Origin of the sequence: Blautia sp. AF32-4BH (assembly GCF_003460565.1) — a bacterium.
GTDB classification, from domain to species: Bacteria; Bacillota; Clostridia; order Lachnospirales; family Lachnospiraceae; genus Fusicatenibacter; species Fusicatenibacter saccharivorans.
The window spans coordinates 14,949-37,463 of record NZ_QTVL01000010.1; the positions used below are offsets into that span (position 1 = coordinate 14,949).

Consider the following 22,515-nt stretch of genomic DNA (forward strand, 5'->3'; position numbering starts at 1 on the left):
TCTCCTTCTTCTGCTTATTTTGCCTGAATAATGTGAAGCATGTTTGTCATATATCCTTCACCCGTCACCTCGTTGGTGGCAGGGTCTCCGGCCGTAAAAATAACCATATCACCGCGTTCTACAAGCTCCTCACGGCGCACCATATACATAGCATGGGAAATGATGTTCTCCGTAGAATCTTCCTCGTATCCGGTCACCGGACGAACGCCCCAGTAGAGCTGCATTTTTCTTCTTGCCCATTCATATGGGGTAACGCCGTAAATCGGTACGCTCGGACGAAGGTTGGAGATCAGTCTTGCGGTCTGACCGGACATCGTCGGGGTCACAATGCAGGCTGCTTTGATGTGTTCTACCATAGAAACGGCTGCGCTTCCGACTGCCGCGGAAACATTCAGCTTTCCTTCCAGCGCTTTTCCATCGCGGTAATCTTCGAATTTCAGATAACGCTCCGTCTGCTCGGCAATCTCTCCCATCATGGTAACTGCCTCGATCGGATATTTTCCGGCTGCTGTTTCGCCGGAGAGCATGATCGCATCCGTTCCATCATAAATTGCATTCGCAACATCGGCTACCTCTGCACGGGTCGGACGCGGGTTCCGGATCATGGAATCCAGCATCTGGGTTGCTGTGATAACCGGTTTGTATTTATGATTGCATTTTTCAATGATGATTTTCTGTACATGCGGTACCTGGCACGCCGGAATCTCTACACCAAGGTCTCCCCTTGCAACCATCACACCATCTGCCGCATCGATGATGCTGTCGATGTTCTGCACACCCTCCGCATTTTCGATCTTGGCAATGATATCAATACGCTCTCCTCCGTTTGCCACAAGGAACTCACGGATTTCGTTAATTGCCTCTGCATTCCGGATAAAAGAAGCCGCTACAAAATCAATATCCTGTTCAATACCAAAGAGAAGATCTCCTTTGTCTTTCTCCGTGAGGTTCGGAAGATTGATCGAAACGTTTGGTACATTCACACCCTTCTTCTCTCCGAGCTCGCCGCCGTTTACTACGGTACAGACAATTTCCGGTGCATTTACTTTTTCTACGCGCAGGCCGATCAGACCATCATCGATCAGAATTGTGTCTCCCTCTTTGATATCGTCGGTAAGGCCGGTGTAGCTGACCGAACAGTGATCTTCATCTCCGGTCTCCTGAACGGTTGTCAGGGTAAAAGTCTGTCCGGTTACCAGATTTACTTTTTTGCCATCTTTCAAAACGCCGGTACGGATTTCCGGTCCTTTGGTATCCAGAAGGATTGCCACAGGAGTTTTCAGCTCTTTTCGAAGCTCTTTCAGCATATCCATACGCATTTTCTGCTCATCGTGGTCTCCATGAGAAAAATTAAAACGAGCAACATCCATTCCGGTTTCAATCAGTTTTTTCATCAGGTCACGGGAGTTGGTATTTGGCCCCATGGTGCAGACAATTTTCGTTCTTCTCATACTTTCTCTCCTTCTTTATCTTACATGTTCATGCGTAAACAGGTGATCCTGGCAGTATTCATAATTTCCGTTGCATCTGGAGCAGAAACGGAACTCCAGATTCGGATCATCCTTTTCAGTCCGCCCGCAAATCGCACATTTGTGTTTTGTGATTCCATTTAGATTGCGGTATTCGGCTTCTCCTCTTGATACGGCTTTTTTAAATTCTTTCCTGCGTCTGTTCTGCCGGAAAGAGTTATGTTTTCCCTTTCTTGTCATCAGGAAAAACACCAGGACGTTTGCCAGGGAACACAAAATAACAACACATCCTGCCCAGTTTCCGCTCAGAATGCTGGTAATCATGCTATAAGCAAGAAGTGCTACGTCAAGATACGCCAGCCATTTGATCTTGATCGGGATAATAAAGTACAAAAGCACCTGCATATCCGGAAAACTGATCGCAAAGCCAAGAAAAATAGAAAGGCTGATATAATAGGTGCTGAATGCAGTTCCCATCAGCGCCGGATACCCCTTCACTGCGTACTCGATTCCATACAGCAGGAAGGAACCGAGGATCGTCATCAGAATACCCGAAAAGATATAAACGTTATATTTGAAATCTCCCCAGGCTCTTTCAAGACTCGTTCCGATTGAGTAGTAGAAAAACAGCATAATAATCGTAAAGATGTCGAGACTGCTCGGCGGAATCAGAATCCAGCTCACCAGACGCCAGATCTGGCCATGCAGAATATAGTATGGTTCCAGCGTCAGATACTGTCTCATGATGGGAGCCGCAAGCGCAATGATATATCCCGCAATGTACGTTACGATAATGTACATCGTCAGATGGCTTAACGCATATCTCCCATATTTTCGCTCCATTTTGTCTAAAAAATTCATGCACACTCTTCCTTTTTGTTTGTTTTATTTCACCGGCTTTCACTGCCCGAAAATACATTCTCATTATACGTGCTGCCTTTTCGTTTGTCAAACGGTATAACGGTGAATTTCGTCTCTGAAAAAGAGCTTTACGAATGTTTTACTTTCCGGTATAATTTATTAGAAATCTTTTCCAGTTATTTTATAAATATACGAAAAAATTCAGGAGGACTTTATATATGGCAGGATCATCATTTGGTACCATCTTCAGACTGACCACCTGGGGAGAGTCTCATGGAAAAGGCGTGGGCGTTGTTGTGGACGGAGTGCCGGCCGGCCTTTCGCTTTCCGAGGAGGATATTCAGGTTTACCTCGACCGCAGGAAGCCGGGACAGAACCGCTTTACCACAAAACGGAAAGAATCCGATACCGTTCAGATTTTATCCGGCACTTTCGAAGGAAAAACGACCGGTACCCCGATTTCCATGGTGGTATGGAATGAGGATCAGCATTCCAAAGATTACAGCGACATTGCTTCCTATTACAGACCGGGCCACGCCGACTATACGTTTGATGCAAAATACGGTTTCCGCGACTACCGCGGCGGCGGACGCTCCTCAGGACGCGAGACGATCGCACGCGTGGCTGCAGGTGCCATTGCCTTAAAAATGCTCTCTGAGCTTGGCATCACCGTTTCCGCCTACACCCGCTCCATCGGTGACGTGGAAATCCAGTCTTTTGATGCCGCTGAAATCGCGAATAACGCCCTGAATATGCCGGATGCAGAGGCTGCCGAAAAAGCTTCCGGGCTTTTAACAAAAGCCATGGCGGAAAAAAATTCCGTCGGCGGTGTGGTCGAATGTGTCGTTCACCATATGCCGGCCGGTGTCGGCGATCCGGTGTTTGAAAAGCTCGATGCCAACCTTGCAAAAGCACTCGTCTCCATCGGCGCCGTAAAAGGCGTGGAAATCGGAGACGGTTTCTCGGTCTGCACAGCTACCGGGCTTACCAATAACGATGCCTTCCATGTAAATGCGGACGGCTCCATTGTCAAGCTGACCAACCACGCCGGCGGTATTTTAGGCGGTATCAGCGACGGAAGCGATATCGTTGTCCGGGCTGGTTTCAAACCGACCCCGTCCGTTGCTGCTTCCCAGCAGACCATCAACAAAGATGGTGAAAACATTGCCATCGAAATCAAAGGCCGCCACGACCCGATCGTCGTTGCACGCGCCGTTGTTGTCGTGGAATGCATGACCGCTCTTGTCCTGGCGGACGCACTGCTCGTCGGCATGAGCGCCAAACTGGACAATGTAAAGAAAGTCTGGGCTCTGGACGAGAAATAAAGGCCGGACTGCTTCTTTCTGGCTTCAACACAAAAAATGCCTGCGGGATACAGTTCTTCCTGCAGGCATTTTTGCGTTATTTTTTTAGTGAACGCCTTTTTTCGTAATCAGAATACAGTTCGGCGTCTCCACTTTCATCGGGCGGCCTTTCTGAACCAGCACGTTTTTCTCATAATCAACGGTAAATGTTGTGATCGTGTTGGACTCATGGTTTGCCACTGCGATATGTTTTCCGTCCGGGAACATTGCAATATCCTTTGGATATTCGCCGCTGATCGGAAGTGCAAACTTCTTCTCCAGGCAGCCGGTCTCCGGGTCGATATGGAACATTGCTACGGTATTGTCTCCGGCTGTAGAAGTAAACAGGTAGTGGTGATCCGGGGAAAGGCACATGCCGGATGCAGCGTCGTGCGCCTGGTCCACGTTCGCGGATGTGGTGCTGATCGACTGCAGTTTTTCAAATTCCGGTCCGTTTCCCGTATCACGGTAGCTGAATACATCGACTTTGTTCATCAGCTCGTAAATGACATACGCGTATTTTCCGGATTCACTGAAAACGATCTCTCTCGGACCGGATTCACGCTCACAGCGTAGGATATCCACCAGTTTCAGGCGGTCACGCTGTGTGTTCAGCTTGTACATTTTGATCTGGTCAATGCCGTTGTCGACTGCGCAGACATATTTGTTGTCCGGTGTAGGAACAACACAGCTGACATGCGGGCGGAAGTTACGCTCTGCCACACTGCCAAGGCCCTTGTGGAACACGCCGTCCATCAGACTTCCGAGGCGGCCGTCCTTATGGGTATGTACAACGGTTACTTTTCCGTCATGATAGCCTGCCACGAACAGGTATCTTCCGGTTTTGTCCACCGACAGATAGCAGCCGCGCATGCCGTCGATGTCTACTTTGTTGATCGGGGTCAGGTCTCCGTCATCCTCCACTGCAAACACTGCAACGCCTTCATCTGCAATCGAATACAGGTATTTGCCGTTTAAGGAACGGGCAATGTGGGAAGAGTTGTTGACCGGTATGACTTTTCGCTCTGTCAGAGTGCCTTCTTCTACATTTACATCATATAAATGAATACCAATGCTGCTTCCATGGGTATAAGTGCCTACATAGGCTACGTACTCATCCTTCATGTTGTTTTCATCCTTTCTGCCTTCTCGCACATCGTGTGAATTTTCTAAAAATATTTTAACACAATTTCCGCGCCACGACAACGAGGAAAACGGATTTTTGATATGTAAACGGTAACACTTTATTTTTAGACACAGGATATTCTCCTGCAGAGAATTTTTTAGATATTTCTATTGTTTTTAGATTGTAAGAGTTGAGGTTTCCGCTGCATACCATTTTCATTTTCTACGCTCTCGTCAGACTGATTTCCTGACTCATCATTCCCTGCAGTTTCTTGATTGCGCGGCTGTACTGGCACTGCAGCGCCTGCTCGCTTTTCTTGCAGAATCCGCTGAGCTCTTTGTAGCTGAATCCATATGCTCTCCCCCAGAAAATGCGCTGATCCATCGGATTCAGGTTCTGGATGCAGTTCTGCATCACCATTCGTTCCTCAATCTCGGCTGTCGCGCCCGCCTCCCCTTCATTTCTGTTCTCTTTCTGATACTGTGTATAGGAAACTTCATTCTGATAATAATGTTTTCTGCGCTGATTCTTGATCTTGTTTTTTGCCACACAGAACAGCCATTTCGTCATCTCTTCTCCTTCGAGATCGGCAACGGTTTCAAATTTTACCACCAATACCTCCCATACATCGTTCAGCACATCTTTCGCCGTCTCCCGGTCATTGTTCAACTGACCGCAGATATAACGGAACAGCACATGACTGTTTTTCTCGAATATGATCTGAAAAAATCGTTCCTCCTCTTGTCTCATACACTTCTTTCTCCCTCCTGTTATTTCGCTGTCCTTCTCTTCCGGGCCCGTCATATATGTAATGTGTTGAGACTATCGAAATCTTTCGTTTTTTCAGAATATTTCTACTACTTGACCTTATTACTTTTGTTAATAAAGCAAAATATTGCGTTATAACTGCACCGCGGCGCATAATCAAATTTTTTCTTTCGAAACCAGAAATTACTGTTCTGACAAAAAAATTCCCGCAGAAAGGAGCTTTCTTCCTCTCTGCGGGAATCTTCTATTTTGGTTTTATTTTATTTAAAGTAAGCAACACCGGACTCAAAGATCTTCAGATCCTGCTCTCCGTAGATGTTGACTGCTACGCCGTTGTCGCGGCGCTCTGCGTGTGCCATCTTACCAAAGACACGGCCGTCCGGGCTGGTGATACCCTCGATTCCGCAGTAGGAACCGTTGACATTCCAGTACTCGTCGTTGGTCAGGTTTCCGTTGACATCGCAGTAGCGGGTTGCAATCTGGCCGTTTGCCATCAGCTTGTCGATCCACTCTTTCGATGCTACGAAACGTCCCTCGCCGTGGGATGCCGGGTTGGTGTAAACACCGCCAAGCTCGGCGCCTGCCAGCCATGGGGATTTGTTGGTCACAACCTTCGTGTAAACCATCTTGGAAATATGGCGTCCGATGGTGTTGAAGGTCAGAGTCGGGGAATCCTCCGTCTGTCCGAGAATCTCACCGTACGGAACGAGTCCCAATTTGATCAGTGCCTGGAATCCGTTGCAGATACCAAGGGCAAGTCCGTCTCTCTCATTCAGCAGTTTGGTAACAGCTTCTTTGATCTTCGCATTCTGGAATGCGGTTGCAAAGAATTTTGCTGATCCATCCGGCTCATCACCTGCGGAGAATCCGCCAGGGAACATGATGATCTGCGCCTGGTTGATGGCTTTTTCAAAGGCATCGACAGAACCGCGGATGTCTTCTGCGGAAAGGTTGCTGAATACCTGAGTGATAACTTTTGCACCGGCACGCTCGAAAGCTCTGGTGCTGTCATACTCACAGTTCGTTCCCGGGAAGACCGGAATGAATACGGTCGGCTGTGCCAGCTTGTGGGAGCATACGTGGATGTTCTTTGCCTGATAGCAGCTGTCTGCAACAATTCCGTTTTCGTCTGCTGCTGCCACATTCAGGGCATCTACCTCCGGAAGCTCTGCCCCGGATACGGTCTTGAATACTTTTTCCAGCGGTTTGTTCCATGCGGAAACGGCCTCGCGGATGGTGATTTCGGTGTCTTTATAGGAAAGAACCGGTTTGTCTGTCACTTCACCGATGACGGTGTAGGTGCTTGCCAGCTCTCCGACTTTTTCAGCCGGAACTTCGCAGATCAGATCTGCAATATATGGAGTAAAGAGATCTCTCTCGTCTACATTGTGCTCGATGGTTACGCCGAGAGCATTACCGAATGCCATCTTGGATACGGCTGCTGCGATACCCTGACGGTCTACGACATAAGCGGCTTTCACACGGCCGTTCTGCATATCCTCATGCAGTTTTCTGTAGGTTTCCATGACGCCTTCGTACTCTGGAAGCAGATGTGCGTCGACTGGAAGGTGGATCCACACGAGTTTGTCTCCTGTGTTTTTCAGCTCCGGAGATACTACATCTTTTAATTTTGCAACGTCAACCGCGAAGGATACGAGTGTCGGCGGTACATCGATATGATTGAAGGTACCGGACATACTGTCTTTTCCTCCGATAGACGGCAGGCCGTAGCCCATCTGTGCGTCGTATGCACCAAGAAGTGCTGCGAACGGCTGGCTCCAGCGGTGCGGATCCTCAGTCATTCTGCGGAAATATTCCTGGAAGGTGAAGCGGACTTTGCTGTAATCGCCGCCGACTGCCACGATGCGGGACAGGGACTCGGTTACGGCATAGACTGCTCCGTGATACGGGCTCCAGCTCGATACGTATGGATCAAAGCCGTAGCTCATCATGGTAACGGTGTTGGTCTTTCCATCCGGAACCGGCACTTTTGCAACCATGGCCTGAGTTTCAGTCAGCTGATATTTTCCACCGTACGGCATCAGCACGCTGGCTGCTCCGATGGAGGAGTCAAACATCTCGACAAGACCTTTCTGGGAGCATGCGTTGAGGTCTGACAGGGTGGACAGCCATTTTTCTTTCACGTCGGCAATGTCACCGCTTCTTTTTAACGGGGTGTCCTCTGCTTTTGGAATCTCTACGAAGACATCATTCTCCTGATGTGCTCCGTTGGTATCCAGGAATGCACGGGAAATATTGACGATCTCTTTTCCTCTCCAGGAGAGTACCAGACGCGGGTCCTCGGTTACGACTGCAACTTCGGTTGCCTCCAGGTTCTCTTCTGCGGCATATTTCAGGAACTGCTCACGGTCTTTCGGGTCGATGACAACGGCCATACGCTCCTGGGACTCGGAGATGGCGATCTCGGTTCCGTCGAGGCCGGCATATTTTTTCGGTACTTTGTCCAGATTGATCTTAAGGCCCGGTGCCAGCTCGCCGATGGCAACGGAAACTCCGCCTGCACCGAAGTCGTTGCATTTTTTAATCAGAAGGCTGACTTCCTCGCGGCGGAACAGTCTCTGCAGTTTACGCTCAGTCGGTGCGTTTCCTTTCTGTACCTCTGCACCGCAGGTCTCGATGGATTCTGTCGTATGTACTTTGGAGGAACCGGTTGCACCGCCGCAGCCGTCTCTTCCAGTACGGCCGCCGAGCAGAATGATGATATCGCCCGGATCGGAATTTTCGCGGACAACGGCACGGCGCGGTGCTGCTCCAAGGACAGCTCCGATCTCCATACGTTTTGCCACGTAGTCCGGATGGTAAACTTCTTTGACATAGCCGGTTGCAAGACCGATCTGGTTTCCATAGGAGCTGTAGCCGTGTGCTGCTTCTCTTACGAGTTTTTTCTGCGGAAGTTTTCCTTCGAGTGTCTCGCTCTGCGGACGGGTCGGATCTGCGGCTCCGGTCACACGCATTGCCTGATATACATAGGTTCTGCCGGAAAGCGGGTCACGGATTGCACCGCCAAGGCAGGTTGCTGCACCACCGAACGGCTCGATCTCGGTCGGGTGGTTGTGGGTCTCGTTTTTGAAGTTGATCAGCCACTCTTCGTCTTTTCCGTCTACATCTACCGGTACGACGATGGAGCATGCGTTGATTTCATCAGACTCTTCCTGATCTGCGAGTTTTCCTTCGGATTTCAGTTTTTTCATTGCCAGAAGGGCAAGGTCCATAAGGCAGATGAATTTGTCGTCACGGCCTTTGTAGAGTACCTCACGGTCGCTTAAGTAGCGGTCGTAGCTTTTTTTCATCGGCTCGTAGTAGTCGCCTTCGCCGAAGGTCACGTTGGTAAGCTCAGTGGAGAAGGTGGTATGGCGGCAGTGATCGGACCAGTAGGTATCGAGTACGCGGATCTCGGTCATGGATGGATTGCGTTTTTCTTCGCCGCGGAAGTAGTTCTGGATATGCAGGAAGTCTTTGAAGGTCATGGCAAGGCCGAGGGAATCGTACAGGGCTTTTAATTCTGCCTCCGGCATGTCGATGAATCCGTCGAAGATTTTGACGTCTGCCGGCTCTTCAAATTTTGTCACGAGGGTTTCCGGTTTTTCAAGTCCTGTCTCTCTGGAGTCTACTGGATTGATGCAGTGTGCTTTGACTGCGTCAAACTGCTCATCAGTCATCTCTCCTTCGATAACATACGTAACGGCGGAGCGGATGATCGGCTGCTCGTCTTCTTTTAAGAACTGCACGCACTGTACGGCAGAATCGGCTCTCTGATCAAACTGTCCCGGAAGGAATTCTACGGAAAATACTCTCGCACCTTCTGCACGCGGGAAATCTTCCTGATAGCAGATATCAACCGGCGGCTCTGCAAAGACTACTTTACATGCTTTCTCATATGTCTCATCACTGATATTTTCTACATCGTACCGGATCAGCTCCCGTACGTTGGTTACGGTCTGGATGTTCAGATAGTGCTTGATTTCATGCTTCAGATCTTTCGCCTTAATCGCAAATTCCGGCTTTTTCTCCACATAAACGCGTCTGACTGTACTCATTTTTATCCTCCATTTGTCTGAATCATAGTCCCCCAAAAACGGGACAATCTTTCGTTACTTACAGAATAGCATATTTATCTTTATAAATGAAATTAATATATCTTATATGTTTTATAAGTTTTGTTTCTTAATAGACGGACGCATTTCATTTTTTCTGCACTACCATCCCACTCATCACCCATTCTCTCCTGTCCTAAACCGTCAGGCCCGCGCACTTTCTGGTGCGCGGGCCGTCCGTTTCCGTTTTTACATTCTATATTTCGCTTTTTTCTCCCGTGTCCGCAGTGCATTCCCCGCCTTTGCCGGCCGGTACAGCAGCATACAGGTTCCCGCATTCATAACAAGCGCACAGCACACATCCGATACGGAGTGCTGTTTTAAAAACATGGTCGAAAACACAATCAGCACCGTCAGGCCCAGGCAGACGTTTCGGAATACCGGGCGGTTTTTGAGCTGCTCGCTGTGTTCTACGGCAACAGCTACGGCTACGGAATTATATACGTGAATACTTGGGAATACGTTGGTCGGTGTGTCTGTCAGGTAAAGGCCTCTGACCAGATCCGTGAAAATGTTCTCCCGTGGGAATACCGTCGGGCGCAGGTTCTGGCCGTTCGGGTACAGATAGGAGATCACGAGGAACGCCGTCATTCCGATTCCCAGGTTGATAATCAGCTGATAATATTCTCTGCGGTTCTTGTTGCAGAAGCCGAAATAAAGGACAGACCATGCAATATATCCAAACCACATAAAATAAGGAATCACAAAAAACTCACAGAACGGAATCATATCATCAAACGGAGTATGAATCAGATGATAACCTTTCGTAATGTGAGTTTCCAGATATTGAAAACATTTCAGATAGAAAATACCATAAACCACTACCGGAAGAAAATGCTTATATTTTTTTATTGTCTTCATAGTTTCCCTCCACTTTTCTGACGAGGTTTTTCTCTTCAACCTGCTGAAATTATAGCACACCGAAAACCGAAGTCAATAAGCTTTATTATTTTTTAAGAAACAATTCATCGGTTTCTGAAAACCGTCCTTGGGATGGAAATGTTCAAAGATCGCCGCATCGAATTTTTTCCGTGTCCGGTTATATACATGCTCATCTTTTACCGTCCATGCAAATGCCGGTGTCCGAAACAGCATACGGTCGATCAGGAAGCCCGGGCAGTCGGCATAGCGGTGGTCGTAGGCGATAAAATCCGGTTTCCCGATAAAATTCAGCATCAGATGACGCGCCATTATCCGCAGGATCAGATGCACCTTATCATTCTTTGAAAAACGGCCGGAAAGCTGGCCGCGCAGCGTCTGCGGCATGTGGCGGCGGCACCAGCGGAGGGCCAGGCTGTTGAAGGATTCCATGCAGAACATACCGGTGTACCCCTCCATCTCCTTCTGAAATCCCGCACAGACCGCCGTGGAAAGTCCCGGCATCTTGATTTCGATTAAAAGCGGCACGCGGCCGTCTACCGTCTGCAGTACCTCACGAAGCAGCGGAATCTTTTCCGTGCTGTCGCCCAGATGGAACTGCTGGAGTTCCTCATACGTATAATCGCTGATTTTTCCCTCGTTTCCACACATCCGCTTCATCGTGTCGTCGTGGAACACCACAATCCGGCCATCCTTTGTGATCTGAATATCCAGCTCGATGGCATATCCCTGCTCCGCCGCGCGGGCAAAAGCCGGAAGAGAATTCTCCTGAACTCCCTCCGCCGCGTTCCACAGACCGCGGTGCGCATAATTCCATTCCGCAAATTTCAGACATTCCTGCCGTCTCGATGTAGCCGGCAGAATGGAAAAGAAATAACCTGCTGCCAGGACGGCAAGCACTGCAAAAAATATGATCCAGAACATCATCTTTCCATCCCTTCTTTCACCCAGTCGCCCAAAAGGCGGAGACGCTCCGTTTCCAGTCCGATCCTTTCCTCCGTGCGGTGTCCGCCCGATTCTCCGTCCAGGTGGACCGGTTCCGCGCGGTCTGTCTGAAAGGAAAGGCTGCTGCACCGCTCCATATGTACCTCAGGAAATCCCGTGTGGCGTCCAAACAGCGCCATCGGCAGAAGATAGCTGACTTTCCATTTGGCAAGATTGGAAACCACCATCACGTCGAGCAGATCATCCGTCCCGTCCGCCTCCGGGCAGAAGCAGAAGCCGCCGCCTTCGTACGGAAAATTCATTGCCACTGCAAAAAGAACATTTTCAAACGAACGGTGTTCTCCGTTTTCCAGAGCTGCATCCAGCGTGAACGGTTCGAGATAAAAGAGCTGCCGCAGTGCAATCATCACATACGTAAGTTTTCCCAGATGCAGCCGGTTCAGCGTATTCTTGATTTTTGATGCCAGCGCCTCGTGGCAGATGCCTGCATCAAAACCGATGCCGGTGCTGACGAGAAATCTCCGCTTTTGGCTGCCAAGAAGCGCCGTTCCAATGTTGATCTCCTTTTCCTCCCCTTTCAGCACAGCTTCCAGCGCCTGCAGCGGATCGGAGGGAATTCCGGCACCGCGCGCAAAATCGTTGCCGCTTCCCGTTGGAATATAACCGAACTTTACATCCGACAGGCTGGTGATTCCATCGACCGCCTCATTCGCCGTACCGTCTCCGCCGATCACCAGAAGGACATCATCGGGATTCCATACCCCTTTCGCGGTCAGCCGTGCTGCCGTCTCCCGTGCGCTTCCGTGATACTTTGTCGGATATACACGAAATTCCGTCCTGCGCCGCTCAAGCTCGCCCTCAATCACCGGCCACAGCTTCTCGCCGCGCCCCGACCGCGATTTTTTATTTACTATAATATGATACATCAAAGTCATACCTTCCTTTTTCTTCTGTAAAAAACCACTTCAAATCACCTGAATCATGTTCTTACGCAGCGAAACAACAAGTGTTTCACTGCTGAGTGAACAGTAACCAAATCAGCCATATTGTAGCAGTTTTCCCCGCAAACCACAACTATCTTCACAAAATCTTAACTTGTTGCCGCCGTAAAAATTCCCGCACCCCTGTCTTTTCTTTCTTGACAGACCTTTTTGTTCTGCTAAAATAAAAAGTACCGCGGTTTCGTCCGCAGAACGTCACTCATTTCTGAGGAGGTTTTTATGAATTTTTACGATATGACACGCGCAGGGAGGATGATAAGATGAAGCTCTCCCCCGCATTTCTCGCTTATAAACTAAGCAGCGCTTTTTCGGTTCTTGCACCGGAAAACCTGCCGCTCTCCGGCACACTGGAGCTGCCTGTTCTTTATCAGACAGGCTCCGCAGCCACTGCGCACCGTGTCTTTCTCTGCACAGAAGAACAGATCGGCTCTCTTTCCTCCCTCCCGGAAGAAAGCAGCTCCCTTTTTCTTCTCTGTACCGAAGAACTGCCGGAGGAACTTCCGGTTCCGGTTTCGATCGCCGTTAAGAGCAGCGTATCCGCTGTTTTTTCGTTCCTGCAGGAGCTTTTCTGGACGTACGATTCCTGGCAGAAGGAGCTGATGCAGGCACGGCTCGACGGAAAATCGATCCAGCATCTTTTAAATCTCTCCCTGCCTGTTTTTGCCCACCCCCTGATGGTGGTCGGCATGGATTTTTCCATCATCGCCGCAGCGTCCGAAGAACCTTCCTTTTTTCCCGAGAAGGTGTTTGGCTCCCTCGATGCAACGCGCCCGCTTCTGCTCTCCTTGACAGAAAGCAGCGAATACGCGTCCGTCCGCGATCTCGATGGATGGTTCCGCTTTCCGGATCACGTAACGGGACTTGGTTCCCTCTGCGTCAACATCACGCAGCATGGTCAGAGCGCCTACCGCCTGCTGCTCCTCGACACAAAAAAGGATCTTTCTGATTCCGAAGGCTTTCTTCTTGAATTTCTTGCAGAAATGATCCATCACGCCTTCCTGCACAATGTGATGCAGAAAACCTCGCCGGCGCAGTCGCTTCACACCGTGCTGCTCCGTGCCCTCGACGACCGGATGGCCGACTATATTGCGGTCAGCCAGGCTCTCGATGCGCTCGGCTGGCATTCCCGCCACACCTACTGCTGCCTCTATCTGCAGCTCTCCGATATGGATCAGAAAAACCTGACGGCAAACTCGGTCTGCGCCTATCTGGAAAATATTCTGACCGGCTGCTCCGCGTTTCCGCACGGCGGCGGTATCGTTGCGTTCTTTAACCTCACGCTGTCCGATTTTTCCATGACCGATCTGATGGAACGCATGGTGCACTTTGTGGAGGACAGCTCCTTAAATGCCGGCTTTTCGCGCTGCATGAACGGCCACATGAATCTGCGCCGCCAGTATATCCAGGCAAAAATCGCCCTGCAGTTCGGCACGCGAAAATACCCGGACAAGCGGATGCATCCGTTCAACGATATCTCGTTTGACTACATCCTCGATCAGGCAACAAAAAAGCTCCCAGGCTACATGCTGTGCCATGAGAGACTTCTCTTTCTGCAGGAGCACGACGACAGCTCCGGCAGTGACTATATGCGGACGCTCCGCTGCTATCTGGACAACCACTGCAATGTCGTCCAGACGGCGCGTGAGCTTTTTATCCACCGCAGTACCCTGCTCTACCGCCTGGAAAAGATCAAGGAAATTTTAGAATCTGATCTTTCCAGCCCGGATGAAATTCTGTATCTGATGCTTTCGTTCCGTTTTATCGACCTCGAGAACGAAGAAGAAAACCGTTCTGGATCTTCGCAGCCAGAAAAGCACAGATAAAACCAACCGCAATTCCCGCCAGGACATCGGTCGGGAAATGCACAAACAGATACAGTCTGGAAAATGCAATCAGGCAGGCCAGAATCAGTGCGGCAGCTCCTTCTTTTTTGTGCATCACAAAAATAGAGACTGCCGCCGCAAACGAGGCTGCCGAATGGCCTGATGGGAAGGAATAGTCCTTCGGAGCGGCAACCAGCAGCTTTACCTGCTCGTCAATCCAGCACGGACGCGGGCGCGCTGCCAGCGGCTTTAACACCAGATTACATAAAATCAAATCTAAAATCAGCGCGATCGCCATTCTTACACCGCATTTCCGGTATTTCGGAAGGATTAAGAAAACGGCAGTCAGCGCAATCCAGATCCATCCCGCATTTCCAAGTGAAGTAATTCCCACCATCACCCGATCGAGCACTGCATTGTGAAGATGCTGCAGTGCATATAAAATTGAAAAATCCATTCTTACCCCTCTCTGTAAAAAATGGGCATTTTTCTGCTGTACATCTGCTGATCGGCGGCCGCCTCGTACAGAAATTCCGCCAGGGCCTCTCTCGAGTATCCAGGCCGGAACTGGCTGCCGTCCAGCGAAATACTGCAGTTCTGCCCTACCTTTTTCACTTTCCCGTCTCTTCCCGGACACGTCCGCACCAGTGTCCAGTTCAGATCGCTCCGTGCCAGAACCTGTCCCATCTTCTGCATATCTTTATAGACACCTGGCCAGAAAATCTGCATGAATTTCGTACTCATTCTCTGGTATTTGTCCTCGCAGTCTCCAAACGCATGAATGCAGACATGGCCTACCGTCACAAACCGCGTTTTTCCAAGCTGCTTCATGGCTGAGAGAATCATCGCGTTTCCGTCAGCCAGCGGTGTCTCCTCTTCTTTTACATGTTTCACACGCATCGGAGTCAGCACGCTGATGACTGCATCCGCTTCCAGCAGTGCCTCCAGCACGCGTTCCCGGTTCTGAAGGCTTCCCTCAATCACGGTCAGATTTTTTCTCGGCCAGATCGCTTTTGCATCCGGCACGTAGGCGGTCACCTGTGCGCCGTGAAGAAGCGCCGTGTTGGTCACATACTGCCCAAGCAGTCCCCCCAGACTGAATATTGTAATTCTCATGAAATCCTCACTCTCATCTGTGTGTCTTTTGTATCCTCCGCAGATTTTTTGACACACTTTCCTAATGTTATCTCCTATTCTAACACACCGCCCGTATACGATACAATGAAATAAAACTAAAAAAAGTATAACCTTTTTCGTCCTTTCTTCATATCGTAAGTAGAACCGTATTTTCAGGAGCTTTGATCTTATGCCCTATACTATCGTAATCGATGCCGGACACGGGGGAAGTGATCCGGGCGCTGTCTATGAGGGACGCAGGGAAAAGGATGACAATCTTTCCCTCGCCATCGCGGTCGGCGAGCTTCTTTCCCGGCAGGGTGTCTCTGTCATTTATACCCGCACAACCGATGTTTATCAGACGCCGTTTGAAAAGGCGCAGATGGCCAATCAGGCGGATGCCGACTTTTTTATTTCTTTTCACCGGAATTCTTCGGAGGAACCGAACCAGTATACCGGCGTGGAAACGCTTGTCTATGACAACTCCGGCATCAAACAGACAATGGCAGAAAACATTAACGGCGCGCTCTCGGAGCTGGGATTCCGGAATCTCGGTGTCAAGGCACGGCCAGGGCTCGTTGTTCTGCGGCGGACGAAAATGCCGGCTCTTCTGATTGAAACCGGCTTTCTGAACAATGAGCAGGACAATACGCTCTACGATGAAAAGCTGGAAGAAATCGCCCGCGCCATCGCGGATGCAGTGCTTGGAACGCTGGATCTCGAGACGGTCACGGAGGCTGACCGGCGCGCTGCGGAAACGGAGGCCGCCCGTCCGTCCGTTTCAACAGCGGATACCGTCACTGCTTCCGCTTCGCCCCATCCCACGCCGCCGGAACAGGAAAATCCTTCCGATACACCGGAAACCTTCTACCGTGTCCAGACCGGCCTTTTCCGCATCCGCCAGAATGCCGACCGTATGCTTTACGACCTTCTCGACCAGGGCTATCCCGCTTTTCTTCTCGCCGAGGACGGCTTTTTCAAAGTCCAGGTCGGCGCTTACCGCCAGCTCGGAAATGCCATTCTGATGGAACGCCGCCTGCGCCGCGACGGCTATTCCACCCTGATTACCACCTGAGCGTCTGACGCATCAGTCGAAAAAAGAGCGTGCCGGAATTTTATTTTCCGGCACGCTCTCGTTCTCCTTATAACTTTTTCAGTTTTGCAAACGAAGCAAACATTTTCTTCGTACCAGCCTGGTCAAAGTTGACGGTAACTTCATAATCTCTTCCGCCGTCCACGATATCCGTGACAATGCCGACACCGAACTTGATATGGCGCACCGTATCCCCGATTTCGTAATCGAGTTTCGTCGCCTTCTGCGCACTGAAGGTTTTCGCCTGCTGCGGCTTCTCGCGAAATGCCTGCTTCATCGCCGCATAGACGCTGCCTCTCGTCGGAATGTCCATCTTCGGTTTCTGGTCTTCGATCTCCCCGCGCTCCCGCTCCAGGGAAATCAGCTCCCGCGGAATCTCTTTGACAAAACGGGACATCTTGTTGTACTGCACTTCGCCGCGGATCATTCTCTGGCGCGCACACGTCAACGTCAGATGCTGCATCGCACGCGTGATGCCCACGTAGCAGAGACGGCGCTCCTCCTCCAGCTCCGACGGATCATCCCCGGTGATCGTCATGTAGCTCGGGAAAATGCCATCCTCCATGCCGGCAAGGAATACGTTCGGGAACTCCAGTCCTTTTGCGGAATGCAGTGTCATCAACAGCACGTAATCGCTCTCCTCATCCACCGAGTCGATATCAGACACCAGCGCAACCTCCTGCAGAAAACCACCGAGAGATGGCTGTTCGGCGCTCTCCTCATAATCCGCAATCTTTGAAATCAGCTCGTCGATGTTCTCGATGCGGGCTGCCGCTTCTTCGGTTCCCTCCGCCTGCAGATCTGCTACATAGCCGGTCTCCTCGATGATTTCATTCAGCAGCTCTTTGACCGACAGATAATCTGCTTTCGCGCGGAGTACCTGTAAAAAGGACGTGAAGGATTTAATCTTATTTAAAGACCGCATCAGCCCCGGCACATACTCGGCCTCGAGAAGCGCATCGTAGAAACGGATGCCCTGCTCTGCCTCCCAGTCCTGCACTTTGTTGATCGTCGCCGCTCCGATACCGCGCCGCGGAACGTTGATGATACGCAGTACCGCAAGGTCATCCTCCGGGTTCTCGATCACACGCAGATACGCCAGCAGATCCTTGATCTCGCGTCTCGCATAGAAGTTAACACCGCCCACGATTTTATATGGAACATTTGCAAGCAGCAGTTTCTCCTCAAAAAGACGGGACTGTGCGTTGGTACGGTAGAGAATTGCATAATCACGGTACTTCTTTCCCTCCGTGCGGACGCCGCGCGTGATTTCTCCTGCCACGTACTCCGCCTCCTCAAAACCGCTCTGGAACTGCCGCAGATCGATCAGGTCACCCTCCGGATTCTCTGTCCACAGGCGTTTTGCTTTTCGTCCCTGGTTATTCGCAATCACTTCATTTGCCGCATTCAGAATATTCTGCGTGGAACGGTAATTCTGCTCCAGTTTAATGACCTTCGCATCCGGGAATACATGCTCAAAACTCAGAATATTTTCAATATTCGCCCCGCGGAATTTGTAGATCGACTGGTCATCATCGCCGACAACGCAGAGATTGCGGTATTTTGCCGCCAGAAGGCTCACAAAGCGGAACTGAACCGTGTTGGTATCCTGATACTCATCGACCATGATATAGCGGAACTGCTCCTGATAATAGTCGAGCACTTCCGGGAACTGCTGGAATAATTTTACTGTCTGTACCAGCAGATCATCGAAGTCCATCGCATTGTTTTTCTTTAACTCTGCCTGATACTCCGCATAAACTGCCGCATACTTCTGCAGCTTCCAGTCGATTCCCGCGTCAATCCGGTACTGGTCCGGCTCGATCATCTCATCCTTTGCGGACGAAATTGCCGCCATGATCGCACGGTCGCGGTACAGTTTCGGATCCATCTGGAGCCGTTTCATGATGTCCTTGATCAGCGATTTCTGGTCATCGGTATCGTAAATTGCAAAATTGTTGGCGTATCCCAGACGTTCAGCATGGCGGCGCAGAATCCGCACGCAGCTGGAATGGAAGGTGCTGACCCAGATCCGCTCCGATCCGTATCCCACGATTTTATCGACACGCTCACGCATTTCTCCGGCGGCCTTATTCGTAAAGGTGATCGCCATAATATTCCATGGATTGACGCCTTTGTCCCGGATCAGGGAGGCGATGCGGTGCGTCAGTACCCTCGTCTTTCCCGAACCGGCACCTGCAAGGATCAGAAGCGGCCCTTCGGTGTGCTCCACAGCTTCCATCTGCATCGGGTTTAATCCTGTTTCTGTCTGATTCATGTTCTTTCTCCTTCATCTGCTTCGAATCTTTTCACATGCATCTCAGTATATAACAAATCCGCCCCGGTTACAAGTAAGAACGAACATACGTTGCATTTTTATCATGGAAACTTTTTTTCGCAAAGTCCTTGCTATCTGGTATTAAAAACTATATAATGGGAACCGTGAGGTGATAACAAATGACGATAGACTCAGATAAAATTCTTCATGATTTACTGAATTCACTGGATTCTCTCGAAGGCATCCGCCCGGGGGAAATCCCGAACATTGCTTTATATATGGACCAGGTCACGACCTTTATGGACGCACAGCTCGCTTCTTCGCGCCGCTTCGAGTCCGATAAGGTTCTGACAAAAACAATGATCAACAACTATGCAAAAAACAAGCTGCTCCCGCCGCCGGTCAAAAAGAAATATTCGCCGGAGCACATGATGCTTCTGGTTTTTATTTACTACTTTAAAAACATCCTCTCGATCACGGATATCCAGACACTGCTCGCCCCGATCACCGATCGGTATTTCGGCACGGAGAGCGGCTTTTCCATCAAAGATATCTACGACGAAATTTTCCAGATGGAAAAAGAAGAAATTGCATCCGTAAAAGAAGATCTTCTGAAAAAAGCGGATGTATCCAAGTCCATGTTCGGCAGCTCACCGGAGGAGGACCGGGAATTTCTCCAGCTCTTTTCGTTTATCTGTCTGCTGAGTTTCGATGTCTATCTGAAAAAACAGATGATCGAGCACATGGTGGATGAACTGGCATCCCTCGCGGCGCCTTCTGATCCGAAAAAGAAAAATTAAGAACAAACGTGTAAAATCAAAAAAGACGGCTGCGTTGGAATCGCACCGTCTTTTTTGATTTTACACATTTTCTTTCTTTTCCATCCGTTCAAACACCATCTCATATCCGTCGTTTCCATAGCTTAAGGAACGGTTCACGCGGCTGATCGTCGCCGTGGATGCTCCCGTCTTTTCGGAAATTTCCAGATACGTTCTCTTCTCCCGCAGCATTTTCGCCACTTCAAACCGCTGCGACAGCGAAAGCAGTTCATTGATGGTGCATACATCCTCAAAAAAAGTATAGCATTCTTCCTTATTCTTCAGACACAAAATTGCCTCAAAAAGCTGGTCTACTGCTTCTGAATGAAGTTTCTTGTTCATTTCAAGCCCTCCTGTACGAAAATTAAGTCCCCATCTCATTCTTATAACTCGGAATACTACCATTTTAGCACAGTAAAGTGTGAAATACAAGTCCTTTTATCCCTGCATCAGCAAAGCCTGTACCATCGACTCCCGCTGTCTGCGGTAATCGCTCGGCGAACAGGCCTTTACCGTCTTGAAGGTACGGTTGAAGGCACTTAAAGAAGAGAATCCGGAATTCATCGCCACATCCGTGATACTCATCTTTTTGTCATACAGAAGCTCCTCTGCGCGTTTGACGCGTTTAGAATTGAGGTACTCATAGAATGTCATGTTCATGTACTGCTTGAAAATTCTGGTAAAGTGGAACTTGGAAAATCCGCTGACCGCAGCTACTTCCTCGAGAGAAAGATTCTCCATGTAATGGACATTGATATAACGGCAGACGCTTAAAACAGCCTCTATATATTCCTGCTGCTTCATTGCCCCGAACGTATTCTGCGCGTTGGCATCCGAAAAGCCCTTGCGGCCAAACTCTGAAAAAAGCTCTTTGAGGCCGGTGCAGATTCTGTGCGTCATCACTGCGCCCTCATTATCGTATTCCCGCACCAGTTCCAGAATCTGGCTGCGTAGAAACAGATAGAAGGGATCTTCCTCATCCTCTTTTTTGAAGTAGATGGCCGGAAGCCGCAGGAAAATCGTTTCCATTTCTTCCTGATTCTCCACACAGCCCGGTTCCACCAGCATGACAATCCGTTCTCCCTGGGATACGAATCTCATTCCGTGTACAACGCCGGAATTGATCATAATGATGTCGCCCTCTTTGAGATTATAGCTGTCTTTTCCGACAACAACCTCATATTCGCCTCTGGTCGGCATGATAATTTCAATTGCGGTATGCCAGTGCTTCGGATAGCCTTCTGTCACGGTGTTGTGAAAGATTTCAAACGCCGGCGGGTTTGCTGCATTCCGGTCAAATGTTTTCCCATGTTCCACTTTCTTCATCTTATTTCTTACCTCTTTTTATTACAGCAGCTCTGTAAACAGATCTTTTACGGTCGGATAAATCTTTGCAAATTTCTGATACTGGCGCTCATATTTCTCAACCAGTTCCGGTTCCGGCTCGATGGTCTCTGTCACACGAACAATTTTTTCTGCCGCCTCTTCTACGGATGAAAAGACACCGCAGGCAACGGCTGCCAGCATGGCTCCGCCAAGTGCCGGGCCTTCCTCGGACTCAATACGGTCCACTTTGATGTTCAGCACGTTTGCGATCATGCGTCTCCACAGCGGGCTCTTTGCACCGCCTCCGCAGATTTTCGTTCTCTCGATCTGGATGCCGAGGGATTTTGCTACCTCAAAGGAATCGCGGATCGCAAAGGCAACGCCCTCGAGAACAGCCTGGGTCATATCCTCTCTTGTGGTGTCCATGGTCAGGCCGATGAAGGTTCCTCTTGCATCCGGGTTGTTGTGCGGGGAACGCTCGCCCATCAGATACGGCAGGAAGAATACATTATTCTCGCCAAGTTTTGTGATGTTCTCCTGCTCTTTTGTATATTCTTTTGTGCGGATGATTTCATCCATCCACCATTTGTTGCAGGAAGCTGCACTCAGCATGCATCCCATCAGGTGATAGTGGCCGTCTGCGTGTGCGAATGCGTGCAGGGCATTGTGGCTGTCTACGCCGAATTTGTTGCTGGAAATGAATACGGTTCCGCTTGTACCAAGGGAAACGTTGCACATGCCGTCGCCTACGGTTCCGGTTCCGACTGCGGCTGCTGCGTTGTCTCCGGCTCCTGCTACAACTTTACAGGTCTCCGGCAGTCCAAGTTCTGCTGCTACTTCCGGTTTTAAGGTTCCGACAGCGTCAAAGCTCTCATGGAGCTCCGGCAGCATCTCCAGGGAAATACCGCAGATTTCTGCCATCTCTTTGGACCAGCATTTGTTCTTGACATCCATCAGAAGCATGCCCGATGCATCGGAGTAGTCGCTTACGAATGCGCCGGAGAGACGGTATGCCAGGTAATCTTTTGGAAGCATGATTTTGCAGATTTTTGCGAAGTTATCCGGCTCATTTTCTTTCACCCAGAGAATCTTCGGTGCGGTAAAGCCTGCAAATGCAATGTTTGCGGTGTACTCGGAGAGTTTTTCTTTTCCGATTACGGTGTTCAGATAATCGGTCTGTTTTGCGGTACGGCCGTCGTTCCAGAGGATCGCCGGGCGGATGACGTTATCGTTCTCATCCAGGATGACAAGACCATGCATCTGGCCGCCGAAGCTGATGCCGGCTACCTGGGATTTGTCTATGTCTTTTACCAGCTCGCGGATTCCCTCTTTGCTCTGCTCCCACCAGTCTTCCGGTTTCTGCTCAGACCAGCCTGGATGCGGGAAATACAGCGGATACTCTCTCGATACAATATTTACAATTTTGCCTTCCTCGTCCATCAGAAGCAGTTTGACAGCGGAAGTACCAAGGTCAACACCAATAAAATACATGTCGAATCTCCTTTTTCTACTCTTTTTCAAAAAGGGCGGCAGCAGACCTAGATCTCTGCTCCG

The 22,515-nt window shown here is 49.8% G+C and carries 18 protein-coding genes; 4 read left to right on the plus strand and 14 right to left on the minus strand.

Going from position 1 to position 22,515, the window contains the following annotated elements; translation table 11 throughout:
- Positions 1 to 14 precede the first annotated feature (14 nt).
- Both pyk and DWZ44_RS12645 read right to left on the minus strand, forming a co-directional pair.
- Positions 15 to 1,451: a pyruvate kinase gene (gene pyk / locus DWZ44_RS12640; protein WP_117805002.1), complete on the minus strand. Its 1,437-nt coding sequence runs from the start codon at positions 1,449 to 1,451 to the stop codon at positions 15 to 17.
- Positions 1,452 to 1,466: 15 nt separating this feature from the next.
- Complete coding sequence (locus DWZ44_RS12645; protein WP_117805003.1) at positions 1,467 to 2,330, minus strand: hypothetical protein; 864 nt, start codon at positions 2,328 to 2,330, stop codon at positions 1,467 to 1,469.
- Between the two features lie 218 nt (positions 2,331 to 2,548).
- Between DWZ44_RS12645 and aroC the strand changes: the two genes are divergently transcribed.
- A complete protein-coding gene (gene aroC / locus DWZ44_RS12650; RefSeq protein WP_117510249.1) occupies positions 2,549 to 3,655 on the plus strand; it encodes a chorismate synthase in 1,107 nt (368 codons plus the stop codon).
- 84 nt (positions 3,656 to 3,739) lie between these two features.
- Here the strand turns inward: aroC and DWZ44_RS12655 are convergent, their stop codons facing one another.
- The 6 genes from DWZ44_RS12655 to DWZ44_RS12680 form a co-directional block, all read right to left on the minus strand.
- On the minus strand, positions 3,740 to 4,798 hold the full coding sequence (locus DWZ44_RS12655; protein WP_022463215.1) for a lactonase family protein: 1,059 nt from the start codon (positions 4,796 to 4,798) through the stop codon (positions 3,740 to 3,742).
- 223 nt (positions 4,799 to 5,021) lie between these two features.
- Entirely contained in the window at positions 5,022 to 5,549 is a 528-nt protein-coding gene (locus DWZ44_RS12660; RefSeq protein ID WP_055228517.1) for an RNA polymerase sigma factor, read from the minus strand.
- Between the two features lie 278 nt (positions 5,550 to 5,827).
- A complete protein-coding gene (locus tag DWZ44_RS12665) occupies positions 5,828 to 9,625 on the minus strand; it encodes a phosphoribosylformylglycinamidine synthase (protein WP_117510250.1) in 3,798 nt (1,265 codons plus the stop codon).
- 246 nt (positions 9,626 to 9,871) lie between these two features.
- A complete protein-coding gene (locus DWZ44_RS12670) occupies positions 9,872 to 10,543 on the minus strand; it encodes a phosphatase PAP2 family protein (RefSeq protein ID WP_055268197.1) in 672 nt (223 codons plus the stop codon).
- A gap of 72 nt (positions 10,544 to 10,615) precedes the next feature.
- Entirely contained in the window at positions 10,616 to 11,488 is an 873-nt protein-coding gene (locus tag DWZ44_RS12675) for a glycerophosphodiester phosphodiesterase family protein (RefSeq protein ID WP_117805004.1), read from the minus strand.
- Positions 11,485 to 12,432 (minus strand): diacylglycerol/lipid kinase family protein, encoded by a 948-nt coding sequence (locus DWZ44_RS12680; RefSeq protein WP_158565902.1) that lies wholly within the window; start codon positions 12,430 to 12,432, stop codon positions 11,485 to 11,487. Before DWZ44_RS12680 ends, DWZ44_RS12675 begins: the two co-directional genes overlap by 4 nt.
- A 335-nt stretch (positions 12,433 to 12,767) precedes the next feature.
- On the opposite strand from DWZ44_RS12680, the gene DWZ44_RS12685 reads away from it, so the two are divergent.
- The gene (locus DWZ44_RS12685; protein ID WP_117805006.1) at positions 12,768 to 14,330 is read left to right on the plus strand and encodes a PucR family transcriptional regulator; all 1,563 of its coding nucleotides are present in this window, start codon (positions 12,768 to 12,770) and stop codon (positions 14,328 to 14,330) included.
- On the opposite strand, the gene DWZ44_RS12690 is transcribed toward DWZ44_RS12685, so the two are convergent.
- Positions 14,266 to 14,787, minus strand: a complete 522-nt coding sequence (locus DWZ44_RS12690; protein WP_055268201.1) for a phosphatase PAP2 family protein — start codon at positions 14,785 to 14,787, stop codon at positions 14,266 to 14,268. The two genes, DWZ44_RS12685 and DWZ44_RS12690, sit on opposite strands and share 65 nt — an antisense overlap.
- 2 nt (positions 14,788 to 14,789) lie before the next feature.
- On the minus strand, positions 14,790 to 15,446 hold the full coding sequence (locus DWZ44_RS12695; RefSeq protein ID WP_147326119.1) for an NAD(P)-dependent oxidoreductase: 657 nt from the start codon (positions 15,444 to 15,446) through the stop codon (positions 14,790 to 14,792).
- 190 nt (positions 15,447 to 15,636) lie between these two features.
- Here DWZ44_RS12695 and DWZ44_RS12700 point away from each other — a divergent pair, with 190 nt between their 5' ends.
- Positions 15,637 to 16,521, plus strand: a complete 885-nt coding sequence (locus DWZ44_RS12700; RefSeq protein ID WP_117805007.1) for an N-acetylmuramoyl-L-alanine amidase — start codon at positions 15,637 to 15,639, stop codon at positions 16,519 to 16,521.
- Positions 16,522 to 16,588: 67 nt separating this feature from the next.
- Here the strand turns inward: DWZ44_RS12700 and pcrA are convergent, their stop codons facing one another.
- Positions 16,589 to 18,817, minus strand: coding sequence for a DNA helicase PcrA (gene pcrA, locus DWZ44_RS12705; protein ID WP_117805008.1), 2,229 nt, complete (start codon positions 18,815 to 18,817; stop codon positions 16,589 to 16,591).
- A gap of 179 nt (positions 18,818 to 18,996) precedes the next feature.
- Between pcrA and DWZ44_RS12710 the strand changes: the two genes are divergently transcribed.
- Positions 18,997 to 19,617, plus strand: coding sequence for a DUF1836 domain-containing protein (locus DWZ44_RS12710; protein ID WP_055228509.1), 621 nt, complete (start codon positions 18,997 to 18,999; stop codon positions 19,615 to 19,617).
- 60 nt (positions 19,618 to 19,677) lie between these two features.
- Here DWZ44_RS12710 and DWZ44_RS12715 read toward each other — a convergent pair whose 3' ends face one another.
- The 3 genes from DWZ44_RS12715 to xylB form a co-directional block, all read right to left on the minus strand.
- Entirely contained in the window at positions 19,678 to 19,977 is a 300-nt protein-coding gene (locus DWZ44_RS12715; protein WP_022463203.1) for a YerC/YecD family TrpR-related protein, read from the minus strand.
- A gap of 96 nt (positions 19,978 to 20,073) precedes the next feature.
- On the minus strand, positions 20,074 to 20,961 hold the full coding sequence (locus DWZ44_RS12720; RefSeq protein ID WP_117510257.1) for an AraC family transcriptional regulator: 888 nt from the start codon (positions 20,959 to 20,961) through the stop codon (positions 20,074 to 20,076).
- A 21-nt stretch (positions 20,962 to 20,982) separates the two neighbouring features.
- Entirely contained in the window at positions 20,983 to 22,452 is a 1,470-nt protein-coding gene (xylB, locus tag DWZ44_RS12725) for a xylulokinase (protein ID WP_117805009.1), read from the minus strand.
- Positions 22,453 to 22,515: the final 63 nt, after the last annotated feature.